The organism is Xanthobacter cornucopiae (assembly GCF_043195065.2).
In the GTDB taxonomy this organism is placed as follows: Bacteria; Pseudomonadota; Alphaproteobacteria; order Rhizobiales; family Xanthobacteraceae; genus Xanthobacter.
Map to the genome: position 1 here is coordinate 201743 of NZ_CM195531.1, position 11915 is coordinate 213657.

An 11915-nucleotide genomic window follows, 5' to 3' on the forward strand; every position below is an offset into this window, starting at 1 on the left:
GTGGTGTCTCCCCGCCACCGGGCCATTCTGGCGTGGCTCTCGCGGCCGATCCGTTATAGAGGGCTCCTGCCCGGCGCCACAAGGCGCGGGCGTAAGGGGAAAGGGACGATGATGCCCCAGCGCATCCGCAAGCTCATCGGCACGGTGCTGCTGCTGGCCCTGGTGGTGGTGTGGGCTCTCGGCGCCATGGTGGTGGCGCAGGGCCGCGTCACCGAGCTGCATTGGGCCGCGCAGACCCTGTGCTATGTGCTGCTGGGCACGCTCTGGGTCATTCCCGCCGGCGCGCTCATCTGGTGGATGGAGCGGCCCGACCGCCCCAGGGCGCGGTGAGATTCGGCCTCAGGCGGCGCCCTTCAGGGGAATGAAGTCCATCACCAGCCGCGACATGGCGGGCGGAGCCGGCGGGGGCGCCACCACGGGCGGGGGCTCCGCCGCCTCGGCTGTGGTCGCGCCGGTGGCGAAACGCAGCATGACGATGCGCGAGAAGCGCAGGGCAGCCAAGGCGTCGAAGCTTTCCACGGCCGCCGTGGCGGGGGCGGTGTCGGCGGTCAGGCACACCATCAGCGGCTCCGCTGGGTCGAGGCCGGTGTGGTCGGGCGCCAGCGGCGGATTGGCCACCACCACGTAATCGTAGGTCTGCCGCAGGGCGTCGAGCAGGATGCCGAGCCGGCCGGCGCCGGAGGCGTCGGGCCCCGCCGCGTCGGGGCCCATGGCGCCGTTGCCGGTGGCCGAAGTCCAGCCCGGAGGCAGGTGCCCGGGCGGAATCACATGGGCGCGCGAATGGGGATCGCGGTGCAGGGCCTCGCCAAAGCGGGCGCGACCGAGCAGCAGCTCGCGGATGCCGGGGTCGGCGGCCTCGCAGCCGATGTCGACGAGGTCGGCGGGGCTCGCGGCCCGGTCCAGCACAACCAGCACCACGCCGGCATCGTCGGCGAGCCGCCGGGCGAGGGCGCGGGCGCAGCGCCCGGCCGCGTCGGGCAGGCCATCGGAGGTGACGCAGACCAGACGGCCGCGCATCCGCGTCGGCCCCTCGGCCCAGGTGGTGGCGTGGGGCAGGAGCTGCGACACGGCCTCATCAAGATCGAGGCCCTGGGCGTCGTGGCCGTCGAGCCAGCTGATGCGGTGCGGGGTGTCGAGCTGGCGGGGCAGATCGGCGCGGTCGAGCAGGCCCTCCGGCGGGGGCTTGCGGCGCTGCTGCCGCCAGCCGATGAGGAGGGAGACCGCCGCCGCCGCCAGCAGGGTGAAGGGCAGCGGGCCCGGCAGATCCGGCAGCATGGGCTCGAGTGTGGCTGTGCCACGGCCGAGGCCCGGCAGGCGCCCGGCGGTTTCGGGGGCGGGCTGGGCGTCCAGTTCCAGGGCGGCGGCGACATAGGCGTCGGCGAGGCGCACCGCCAGCGCCGGGGATGGCGCGGAAACGGAGATGGAGAAGCCGCGTCCGCCGTTGACAGGGACCACGGCGACCGCCTGGGCCACGCGCCGCGCCGCCTGTCCGGCGAGGGCCGGCAGGCCGCCGCTGGCGGCGGCGGGGAACAGGCTGTCGGTGGCGAGCCGCGCCACCTCGCCGGAGGTGAGCTTTTCGAGCGCGTCGCGGGCCAGCGCGCGGGAGCCGAGCACCTGGCCGATGCCGCGCACGGCGCTTGCCGGGGGCTGGGCGGCGACCTCGAAGGCGAGGTTGGCAGTGGCGGTGAAGGTGAGGGGCAGGGCGCTCACGAGGGCCAGGGCTGCGAGCGCCGCCGCCCCCGCGCCGAAGCCGCCAAGGCGGCGCACGCGCGCCGGGGTGGCGGCGTCCGCTGCCAATCCGATCTCGGCGACATTCGATGTCATGCGCCGCGGGCCCCGCTCTCGCCGCCCCGTCCTGGAGCGGCTTCCAGACCGCAGCAGAACCCGGTTATGGTTGAGAGAAGGTTAAAGACGTCGTCAGGATTGGGGGCGATCGCCCTCAGCGGTCCTCCCAGCTGGGGGCGCGCTTGCCGAGAACCGCGGAAATGCCTTCGTCCGCGTCGTGCGCCAGCATGTTCTGCGTCATCACCCGTGCCGCGTAGGCATAGGCGTCGTCCAGCCCCATCTCCAGCTGCGCATAGAAGGCGGCCTTGCCGAGCTTCACCGGCACGCGGGACTTTTCCGCGATTCGCCGGGCGAGCCCGGTGGCCTCCGCCAGGGCCGCGCCAGTGTCCACCACCCGGTTCACCAACCCCATGCGCAGGGCGTCGTCGGCCAGGGTCCATTCCCCCAGCAGCAGCATTTCCAGGGCGTGCTTGCGCGACAGGTTGCGGCTGAGCGCCACCATGGGGGTGTGGCAGAACAGGCCGATATTGACCCCCGGGGTGCAGAACCGGGCCTCGGCGCCGGCCACGGCCAGGTCGCAGCTCGCCACCAGCTGGCAACCGGCGGCGGTGGCCATGCCCTCCACCGCGGCGATGACCGGCTGGGGCAGGCGCACGATGGCGGTCATGAGCGCCGAGCAGCGCTTCAGGACCTCCTCGAAATAGGCCCGTCCGCGATCGGCGTCGCCGCGATGGCCCTGGATCTCCTTGAGGTCGTGGCCGGCGCTGAACACAGGGCCCTCCGCCGCCAGCACCACCGCGCGCACGCCCTCGTCGGCGCCGATGTCGGCCAGCGCCGAGGCGAGCGCGGCCATCATGGCCTCGGACAGGCTGTTGCGCGAGCGAGGGCGTGCCAGGGTGAGGGTGGCGACGCCCTCTGCCCGCTCGATCCTCAGGAGGGCGTCGGGCGGCGTGGCGGTGGCGGCGTGCGCGGACATGGGCGATCCTCCCGGGACGGCTGGCGGCTTGATCTTGTGCGGCGGCATTCTATGCACAAGCCGAAACGCGGCGCGACCCACGCGCCCGAGGCCAAGGCAGGGAGGACAGGCATGACGTGTGAGGGCCCCGGCGCACCGGGGATGACCATCGCCGAGCTGGAGGCTTTTCTCCAGGTCGAGTTTCCGCAGGCGTTCGGGCCCGGCCGGCCGCATCATGTCGAGGCCATCGGCCGGCGTGCCGCCACCGTCCGGCTCGATGCCGACGAGGCGCACCTGCGGCCCGGCGGTACCGTCTCCGGCCCGGCGCTGATGGCGCTGGCCGACATCGCCGTCTATGTGGCGCTGCTGGCGCAGATCGGCCCGGTGGCGCTGGCGGTGACGACGAATCTCTCCATCAATTTCCTGCGCAAGCCGGCGCCGGGGCCGATCCGCGCCGACGCCCGGCTCATCAAGCTGGGCCGGCGGCTGGCGGTGGGCGACGTGGGCCTGAGGGGCGAGGGCGACGACGACCTGGTGGCCCATTGCGTGGCGACCTATTCCATTCCCGACCGCCCGGCTCAGGGCTAGTCCCGGGTCGGCGTCGGGAGGCGGTGGCGCGGCTCGGGGTCCGCTGGCCCGGCGCCACCGCGCCAACTTTCTGCAGAATCAGCCGTTTTTGTATGGTGCTATAATACCAAAATAATAAGTCATTGTTTTATAAATAGAAAAATGGACACGCTCGCGTTGACGCGGTTTCGACGGTCGGATACAAGCCCGGTCCATCGCCGGAGCGTGGCGCGGGTGGAGCATCCGTGACAGGGGCCGGCTGTCACAATCGGAAACCTTCCCCATGAAGACGTATTCGGCCAAGCCCGCCGAAATCGAGAAGAAGTGGGTGGTGATCGACGCCAGCGGCCTCGTCGTGGGCCGTCTCGCCACCATCATCGCCATGCGCCTGAAGGGCAAGCACCTGCCCATCTACACCCCTCACGTGGACTGCGGTGACAACGTCATCGTCGTGAACGCGGAAAAGGTGGTGCTCACCGGGCGCAAGAAGGACCAGAAGGTCTATTACCACCACACCGGTTTCCCGGGTGGCATCAAGGAGCGCACCGCCAAGTTCATTCTCGAAGGCCGCTTCCCGGAGCGCGTCATCGAGAAGGCGGTTGAGCGCATGCTCGCCCGTGGCCCGCTCGGCCGCAAGATCCTCGGCAACCTGCGCGTCTACAAGGGCCCTGCCCACCCGCACGAGGCCCAGCAGCCCGTCGCCCTCGACGTGGCGGCTCTCAACCGCAAGAACGTGAGGAACTGACATGGCCGAGGTTCTCCAGTCCCTCGAAGCCCTCGGCGGCGCCGACATCGCCACCGAGGCGGCGGCTCCGGTCCATGTCCAGAAGCTGGACAAGTTCGGCCGCGCCTATGCCACCGGCAAGCGCAAGGACGCGGTGGCCCGCGTGTGGATCCGCCCCGGCACCGGCAAGATCACCGTGAACGACCGCGACATCGAGGTGTATTTCGCCCGTCCGGTGCTGCGCCTGCTCATCAACCAGCCGTTCCAGGCGGCCGCGCGCGAGGGCCAGTATGACGTGATCGCCACCGTCGCCGGCGGCGGCCTGTCGGGCCAGGCCGGCGCGGTGCGCCACGGCCTGTCCAAGGCGCTCACCTATTACGAGCCGGAGCTGCGCAGCCCCCTCAAGAAGGGCGGCTTCCTCACCCGCGACAGCCGCGTGGTCGAGCGCAAGAAGTACGGCCGGGCCAAGGCGCGTCGGTCGTTCCAGTTCTCCAAGCGCTGATCGGCGCTTCGGGTTTGCGAAAGTTGGAAACGGCGGGGCTGGCCCCGCCGTTTTTTTTGTCCGCCTGTCCGGCGGGAGCGGTTGCCTGCCGCCGGACCAGCCTATCCCCGGACGAGAAAAGGGCCGGCGAGCAATGCTCCCGGCCCTTTTGGCGTGTGGCGATGGTGGCGAATCAGAAGCTCGGCGTGTCGCCGTCGAGCGGGCTCCACGAGCCATTGTTGGTCGGGTCGCCGGGCGGGCCGGAGCCGTAGCCGCCGGACAGATCCGGCGGGAACACGTAATTGTTGTTCTCGCCCCGGCCGATGGACACATCCGGCCGGATCGCCGGGCCGGGACCGGGGTCGAGATAATTGCCCTGGGGGATGACCGGCAGCTGGATCACGTTGGGGGTGATGACCACATGGGGGCGGGAGGCGGTCTGCGCCAGCGCCACCGTGGCAAGGCAGCCAAGACCGGCCAGCAGCACCATGGTGTGGGCGCTGGTCTCCAACCTGATTGCGAGCATGGCTCAACTCCCCCTTGAACCGGGACCCTCGATCCCGCCTTGAAGCATGTTCGCGCAAGGGTGTGAAGGCCCAACCGCGCGCCGGTTGGACGTCTTCGCCGGCGCGGTTGCTCCTGCCTCGGGGGAGGTCGTCCCGCACGGCGGGCGCGCGCGCCCCCGGCACCGGCCCGGTGCGGATGGCGAAGGGGAGCGGAATATGTTTTGTTCCCAATCACATCGAAATTGAATCCGGGGGCGGCGATGGCGGGACGCGGGGTGATGCTGGCGGGCGGGGCGTGTGCGCTTGCGATGGTGCTGGCGGCGAGCGAGGCGGTGGCGCTGCCGGGCCGCATCATCCTGCTGCGCCATGGCGAGAAGCAGGATGCCTATCGCCTGTGCCCGGTGGGTTTGAGCCGGGCGCAGGGGCTGGCCGCGCAACACCTGGGGCGGGACGCCAGCGCCAGCCTGTTCCGCCCGGGCGAAACCCCGAAGGGCTTCTTCGCCATCACCTTGCACACGCTCGAGACCATCGCCCCCTCGGCGGCGTCCTGGGGGCAGCCTGTCATTACCTACGCGGCGTTGCCGGATGCTTCCGGCGCGCTCGCCGACACCCTGCTCAACGCGCAGACCCAGCAGCTCGCCCGCGACCTGCTCACCGATCCGCGCTGGGATGGGGCGACGGTGGTGGTGACCTGGGAACACGACCACATCGCCAAGACGGTGTCCGGCCACGCCGGCAAGGACGCGGCGGAGAAGGCCGAGGCCGCCGCCAGGGAGGCGAGCCGGAGCCCGCAGAAGCTGGAGGCCGCCGTCGTGAAGGCGGACGGCCGTCCGGAGGCGCCCTCCACCCTGTTCGACCTGTTCGGCCTCGCCCGCTTTGCTGAGGCGCTGAGCAACTGGCCGGGAGAGACCTATGACTATTTCTGGATCATCGATTTCGATCCCAACACGCGGGAGGCGTCCTCGTTCCAGAAGGTGAGGCAGGTCTATTCCGGGCCTTATGCGGCCCTGCCGCAGAACGAGTGGGGTCAGCCCGACGGGCTCACCGCCGCCAGTGGTTGCCAGCTCTGACGTGGCGGGTGGGGCCGGGTGACGGGGATCGCAGGAGGGCCCTCGCTGGAGATTCCGGCCCCCGAGCGCGGCGGCCGGACATTGGCGACGCGGCCGGGCGGGGCTTTCGCGCGGGCCTGTGGCGTGTGTCCGGGACCCGGCGGTTCGCGACTTGCTTCCCGCCACGGCCAGAGCTGGACCACGCGGCGGCCGCAGGCCCGGCTGTCCCCCGCCATGTGCTCCCCGCCATGTGCTCCCCGCCATGTGCTCCCCGCCATGTGCTCCCCGCCGTGCTGATGGGACGGCGGTGCCGCGCGGGCCGGTCCGCCGAGGCTGGCGGATCTGGCGCGGGGCGAGGACAATGGCGGTTTCGGCCGCGTCGCGCCCGCCAGCTCGGCGCGACTGGCCCGCGTCCTTCGGGGCGGGAGCGGGGATGGCGCGGCGGCGCGGCGCTGAAGGCGTCCGGCCGCCGCTGATGGAGGAGTAAAGCCATGAAGACCGAACAGCCGATCCCCGCATCGTCCGCCGGGCCCGCCTCGGGCGGGCCGGCGCCGGGCGCGGCGCTGGCGGGGGCCGTGGTGCTTGGCGCGGCCGCCGCTGCGGCGGGCCTGCTGCTGGGGCTCGGCGTGCGGGGCGATCTCGTAAGCGCTTTGGGCTCGCCGCGCTTTCTCTTCAAGCTCGCGGTGACCGCTGCGGTGGCATGGACCGCGATCCGGCTGGCGCTGCGGCTGGCGCGCCCGGGGCCGGAGCGGTGGTCGGCGGAACTGGCCCTGTTCGGGCCGCCGCTGGCCCTGTTCGTGGCGGTGCTGCTGGAAGTGCTGAGCGTGCCGGAGGCGGCCTGGGGCGCGCGGCTGGTCGGCGCCCATTGGGCGACATGCCTGCTGGCGGTGCCGCTGCTGTCGCTGGTGCCGCTGGTGCCGATCCTGCTCGCGCTGCGCCGGGGGGCAGGCGAATCGGGCGCCACCGTGGGGTTCCTGGCGGGGCTGGCGGCGGGCGGCATCGGCGCCTTCTTCTATGCCTTCCACGGCGGGGACGACTCGCCGCTGTTCGTGGCGGCCTGGTACACCCTGGCCATCGGCCTCGTGGGCGGCCTCGGCGCGCTCGCCGGCGCGCTTCTGGGCCCGCGTGCGCCACGCCGCTAGGAGCGGGTCGGCTTTTCTCGTCGTTCCAATGTGCGCGTCCGCGTGGCGTGGCGGCGGCGATCACCGCCGCCGCCCAGGCTCCGCCGCGTCTCCCGGCCTTCGTCGCAAGTCCTTATCCGTACGGGCAGATCACCATGCGCGGCCGGTCCGTTCCTGGCCACGGGGCGCCCGCGCGGCCGGCTGGGTGCCGGCGCGGCTGATGGGCCGGTGTCACAAGGTCAGTTGATCAGAGCAATGTCGTGTATTATTCAAAGATGACGGCCGAGGATAGCAATATTGAACCCTTCTAAGGTGACGAAGAAGAGTTGAATACTGTGAATGTCACCTGTGGCAATTTGGAGCGATTCAAAATGACCAAGCAAGATTATCCGCGCACCGCCTGGTCAGGGGATCAGGGCGAAGGCTGGGGCGGGCGCTCCGGCGCGACGGCGCGGGCGATCCCCATGGTGGATACGCAGCTCGACAGCCGCGACCTGTTCGCCGCCGGCCGCCTCATCACCATCGCCCATGGCGATCAGACCTATCAGCTGCGCCTCACCGCCCAGAACAAGCTGATCCTGACCAAGTGAGGCCCGCGGCGCCGGTGTTCGGCCGGAGCCGGAAGGGCGCGCGCAGGCCGGCTCGGGCAGAGCGGCGCGCGGGCGGGCCACTCAGGAGGCTGCGCGGGCGTGGCTGACCGTGGGTGGGCGCGCGGCTGAGGCGCGCCGGCCGCGCGGACGAGAGTGGCCGGTCGGACTGGAGCGGGCTGGGCAGGGGCGGGTCGCGCGGGCACGCCGCGCCTTTCCTTCGCCCTTTTCCTTTGCCAGAGGTCCGCCGGCTCGGGGTGGGGGTGCGCTGGCGCCCGCGCATCGGGCCTTTCCGGTGTGGGCGGTTCTGCTATTGTCCGCGCCCAATTCGAGCGGAACCGACAACACGCATGGCCATCTCAGAGCCCGCCCCCCCGAAGGGCCGGGCGTTCGACCTCGACCTCCCGCGCCGGTTGCCGCGCGTGCTCGACCGCGCGGCGGCGGGGCACGGCCGCGCCTGCCTGCTGCTCGTCATCGTGGCGCTGTTCGCGTTCCTGCCGGGCTTCTTCTCCCTCTCCCCCATCGACCGCGACGAGGCCCGCTTCGCGCAGGCCACCAAGCAGATGCTGGAGAGCGGCAACTACGTGGACATCCGCTTCCACGTGCAGGCGCGCCACAAGAAGCCGGTGGGCATCTACTGGCTCCAGGCCGCCTCGGTGAAGCTGGGCGAGGCGGTGGCGGGGCCATCTGCGCGCGGTTCCATCGCATTTTACCGCGTGCCGTCGCTGCTGGCGGCCATCGGCGCCGTGCTGCTCACCTATTGGACGGCGCTGGTGTTCCTCACCCGGCGCGGTGCGCTGGTGGCCGGCCTCGTCATGGCCAGCTGCGTGCTGCTGGGGGTCGAGGCGCGCCTCGCCAAGACCGACGCGGTGCTGCTGTTCACCATCCTCGCCGCCTTCGGAGCCCTGGCGCGGGCCTATCTCCTGCCGCCCGTGGAGCGGCTGAGCGACGTCAAGCTCGCGGCCATCTTCTGGACCGCCATGGCCGCCGGCATCCTGGTGAAGGGGCCCATGACGCCCCTGTTCGTCGGCCTGGCGGTGGTGACGCTGGTGGCGACCGAGCGGTCGGGCCGCTTCTTATTGGCGTTGAAGCCCCTGCCCGGGCTGTTGTGGTGCCTGCTGCTGGTGCTGCCCTGGTTCGTGGCCATCTATTATGTCACCAACGGCGCCTTCTACCAGCACGCCGTGGGCGTGGACATGCTGGGCAAGGTGACAGAAGGGCAGGAGGGCCACTGGGGCCCGCCCGGCACCTATCTGCTGGCGGTCTGGGGCACCTTCTGGCCCGGCGTGGTGCTGGCCGCCATGGCGGTGCCGTTCGCCTGGAAGGCGCGGCGCGAGAAGCCCATGCGCTTCCTTCTGGCCTGGGTGGTGCCGGCCTGGGTGGTGTTCGAGATCGCCGCCACCAAGCTGCCCCATTATGTGCTGCCGCTGTATCCGGGCCTCGCCATCATCGCCGCCCTGGCGCTGGAACGCGGCGTTCTCGCTAAGCCGGGCAGCCGGCTGGCCGGCTTGGTGTGGCTGTGGCCAGTGATGGCAGGCCTGCTCGCGGTCGGGCTGGGCGGCGCCTATGTGTGGCTGGGCAGCGGCTTCGGCCTGCTGGCGTGGCCGCTGCTGCTCATCGCCGTGGTGCTGGCGGTGGCCGCGGCGCGGGCGCTGGCGCGAGAGGGGGCGGAAGGCGCCTTCCTCACCGTGGTGGCGGCGGCGCTGGTGCTCTATCTTGCCGTCTATCAGGTGCTGTTGCCGCAGATGCGGGCGGTGTGGATCTCCGAGCGGCTGGCCGCCATCGCCGCGCAGGCCGGCTGCCCGGCGGAAAATATCGCCTCCGTGCCCTACCAGGAACCGAGCCTGGTGTTCCTGGTGGGCACCAAGATCAATTACATCGCCCCCACCGAGGCGGCGGAGCTGCTGAAGAAGGGCGGCTGCGCGCTGGCGTTCATCGAGCGCCGGATGCAGCCCCTGTTCGAGCAGCGCGCCGGCGAGCTGAAGCTGAAGTACAGCGCCATCGCCACCGTGGACGGCTTCACCTATAACGGCGGACGGCCGGTGAGCATTACCGTCTACCGCTCCCAGGAGCCGGGGCCGTGAGCGCGGCGGGCGTCCGCGCGGGCGGGCGGCGCCTTGCCGAAGCCGGCCGCGACATCGCGGCCGGGCTGCTCGGCGGGCTCGGGGATCTGCGACGCCGCCCGGCGCGTCGCCCGGCGCCACGGGTGCTGCGGGCCGGATGGCCGGTGATCGCCGCGGGCGTCATCCTCACCGTGGCGGCGGTGGCGGCGGCGATGCTGCTGGTGGACCCGCTGACGCCGGGCCTGCGGGCGCGGGCGCCGGCGGGTGTCGTCATTCTGGCCGAGCGCCTCACCGACCTGGGACTCGGCGGCGTGGTGCTGTGGCCCCTCGGGATCGCGCTGGCGCTGCTGCTGGTCCTGCGGCCGCATCTCGACGCCATGGGGCGGCGGGTGGCCACCGCGGTCATCGCCCGGGTGGGCTTCCTGGTGCTGTGCGTGGCTGGGGCCGGGCTGCTGGTGACGGTGGTGAAGCGCCTCATCGGCCGTGCGCGGCCCCATGTGGCGCTGGGCCTGCCGGGCCCGGACCCGCAGCTCACCTTCGACTGGCTGTCGTGGCGGGCGAGCTATGCCTCGTTTCCCTCAGGCCACGCCACCACGGTGTTTGCCACTACGGTGGCCCTGGCGGCGCTGTTTCCGCGCGCGCGCGGTCCGCTCCTCGCCTTGGCGGCGGTGGTGGCGGCCACACGGGTGCTGCTCGGCGCCCATTATCCGAGCGATGTCATCGCCGGGGCGGGGGTGGCCACCCTGTTCGTCCTGTGGATGGTGAAGCTCTTCGCCGCCCGCCGGCTGGTGTTCCGCCTTGACGCGGAGGGCGCCATCGCGCCCATGGCGGGGCCGTCCGCGCGCCGGCTTGGGCTGCTGCTGCCGTGGGGCGCCCGCTGGAGCGGCGGCCGCAACGGCCGTTCCCCCATTCCCTTGGAAGAGGCGAGATCGTGACCTCCGCTGACGCAAGCACCGCCCTCGTCCCCCGCCTCTCGGTGATCATCGCCGTCCGGGACGAGGCGGAGAACATCGCGCCGTTGATCGCCGAGATCGACGCGGCGCTGGATTTCGAGCCGTTCGAACTGATTTTCGTGGACGACGGTTCCACTGACGCCACCCTTGCGGAGCTGCGCAAAGCCGCCGCGACGCGGCCCTACATGCGCATCCTGATCCACGCCACCTCCTGCGGCAAGTCCGCCGGGGTGGATACGGGCGCCCGCGCGGCGCGCGGCGAACTGCTGCTGCTGCTGGATGGCGACGGCCAGAACAACCCGGCCTACCTGCCCGAGATGGTGCGCGTGCTGGACCAGGGCGGGCCCGTGGTGGGGCTGGTGCAGGGCGAGCGGCAGGGCCGCAAGGATACCCGCTTCAAGCGCTTTCAGTCGCGCCTCGCCAATTGGGTGCGCCGCTCGATGCTGAACGACGGCAACCGTGACACGGGCTGCGGCCTCAAGGTGGTGCGCCGCGACGTGCATCTGCGCCTGCCGGTGTTCGACGGGCTGCACCGCTTCATGTCGGCGCTGGTCAAGCGCGAGGGCTATGAGATCCGCACCGTGAAGGTGGTGGACCGCGAGCGCTGGCACGGGATGTCGAAATACGGCTTCTGGAATCGCCTGTGGGTGGGCATCGCCGACCTGATCGGCGTGTGGTGGCTGATCCGCCGCCGCCGGGTGCCGCGGCTGGTGGAGCGCCGTTGAGATGATCTATTATCTTTCCGCCATCGGCACCTATCTCCACGAAGTCTTTGTCGATCAGTTCGACTGGTGGACCGTGCTCGGCCTCGTGGCCCAGTTCATGTTCACCATGCGCTTCGTGGTGCAGTGGATCGCCTCGGAACGCGCCCAGCGCACGGTGATCCCCTTCGCCTTCTGGACCTTCTCCCTGGGCGGCGGCACCCTGCTGCTGGTCTATGCGCTGTATCGGCGCGATCCGGTGTTCATCGCCGGGCAGGCGCTGTCCACGTTCATCTATATCCGCAACCTGCAATTCGCCTTGCGCGAGCGCCGGGCCAACCGCTCCGTCACCTGACGGCCTCGCTGTCCCGTGCCGCGCGGCAGGGAAGGCGGCAGAAAGATGATGGCCGGTGGGGCTGCCCC

General features: G+C 71.3%; 14 protein-coding genes. 11 read left to right on the top strand and 3 right to left on the bottom strand.

All coding sequences use genetic code 11. The features are described from left to right. Window positions 1-108 precede the first annotated feature (108 nt). Window positions 109-330 (top strand): DUF2842 domain-containing protein, encoded by a 222-nt coding sequence (locus V5F53_RS00855; RefSeq protein WP_393995890.1) that lies wholly within the window; start codon window positions 109-111, stop codon window positions 328-330. A 9-nt stretch (window positions 331-339) separates the two neighbouring features. Here V5F53_RS00855 and V5F53_RS00860 read toward each other — a convergent pair whose 3' ends face one another. Then, on the bottom strand, window positions 340-1824 hold the full coding sequence (locus V5F53_RS00860; RefSeq protein ID WP_393995891.1) for a hypothetical protein: 1485 nt from the start codon (window positions 1822-1824) through the stop codon (window positions 340-342). 115 nt (window positions 1825-1939) lie between these two features. Then, window positions 1940-2761: an enoyl-CoA hydratase gene (locus V5F53_RS00865; RefSeq protein WP_393995892.1), complete on the bottom strand. Its 822-nt coding sequence runs from the start codon at window positions 2759-2761 to the stop codon at window positions 1940-1942. Between the two features lie 111 nt (window positions 2762-2872). Between V5F53_RS00865 and V5F53_RS00870 the strand changes: the two genes are divergently transcribed. From V5F53_RS00870 to rpsI, 3 genes are all read left to right on the top strand, one after another. Next, window positions 2873-3328 carry a PaaI family thioesterase gene (locus V5F53_RS00870; protein WP_393995893.1) on the top strand — a complete coding sequence of 152 codons (456 nt, stop codon included), beginning with the start codon at window positions 2873-2875 and terminating at the stop codon, window positions 3326-3328. Between the two features lie 262 nt (window positions 3329-3590). Continuing rightward, complete coding sequence (rplM, locus tag V5F53_RS00875; protein ID WP_393995894.1) at window positions 3591-4052, top strand: 50S ribosomal protein L13; 462 nt, start codon at window positions 3591-3593, stop codon at window positions 4050-4052. 1 nt (window position 4053) lies between these two features. After that, a complete protein-coding gene (gene rpsI / locus V5F53_RS00880) occupies window positions 4054-4533 on the top strand; it encodes a 30S ribosomal protein S9 (protein WP_393995895.1) in 480 nt (159 codons plus the stop codon). 172 nt (window positions 4534-4705) lie between these two features. On the opposite strand, the gene V5F53_RS00885 is transcribed toward rpsI, so the two are convergent. After that, window positions 4706-5038 carry a hypothetical protein gene (locus V5F53_RS00885; protein ID WP_393995896.1) on the bottom strand — a complete coding sequence of 111 codons (333 nt, stop codon included), beginning with the start codon at window positions 5036-5038 and terminating at the stop codon, window positions 4706-4708. Window positions 5039-5278: 240 nt separating this feature from the next. Here V5F53_RS00885 and V5F53_RS00890 point away from each other — a divergent pair, with 240 nt between their 5' ends. The 7 genes from V5F53_RS00890 to V5F53_RS00920 all read left to right on the top strand — a co-directional run bounded on the left by V5F53_RS00890 (window position 5279) and on the right by V5F53_RS00920 (window position 11847). After that, the gene (locus V5F53_RS00890) at window positions 5279-6088 is read left to right on the top strand and encodes a histidine phosphatase family protein (protein ID WP_393995897.1); all 810 of its coding nucleotides are present in this window, start codon (window positions 5279-5281) and stop codon (window positions 6086-6088) included. A 470-nt stretch (window positions 6089-6558) separates the two neighbouring features. Continuing rightward, window positions 6559-7209: an NrsF family protein gene (locus V5F53_RS00895; RefSeq protein ID WP_393995898.1), complete on the top strand. Its 651-nt coding sequence runs from the start codon at window positions 6559-6561 to the stop codon at window positions 7207-7209. 350 nt (window positions 7210-7559) lie between these two features. Then, entirely contained in the window at window positions 7560-7778 is a 219-nt protein-coding gene (locus V5F53_RS00900; protein ID WP_393995899.1) for a hemin uptake protein HemP, read from the top strand. A 347-nt stretch (window positions 7779-8125) separates the two neighbouring features. Next, window positions 8126-9859 carry an ArnT family glycosyltransferase gene (locus V5F53_RS00905; RefSeq protein WP_393995900.1) on the top strand — a complete coding sequence of 578 codons (1734 nt, stop codon included), beginning with the start codon at window positions 8126-8128 and terminating at the stop codon, window positions 9857-9859. After that, window positions 9856-10773: a phosphatase PAP2 family protein gene (locus tag V5F53_RS00910; protein ID WP_393995901.1), complete on the top strand. Its 918-nt coding sequence runs from the start codon at window positions 9856-9858 to the stop codon at window positions 10771-10773. Before V5F53_RS00905 ends, V5F53_RS00910 begins: the two co-directional genes overlap by 4 nt. Then, window positions 10770-11516: a glycosyltransferase gene (locus V5F53_RS00915; protein ID WP_393995902.1), complete on the top strand. Its 747-nt coding sequence runs from the start codon at window positions 10770-10772 to the stop codon at window positions 11514-11516. The genes V5F53_RS00910 and V5F53_RS00915 overlap by 4 nt, the downstream gene beginning before the upstream one ends. Before the next feature lies 1 nt (window position 11517). Beyond that, entirely contained in the window at window positions 11518-11847 is a 330-nt protein-coding gene (locus V5F53_RS00920; protein WP_393995903.1) for a lipid-A-disaccharide synthase N-terminal domain-containing protein, read from the top strand. Window positions 11848-11915: the final 68 nt, after the last annotated feature.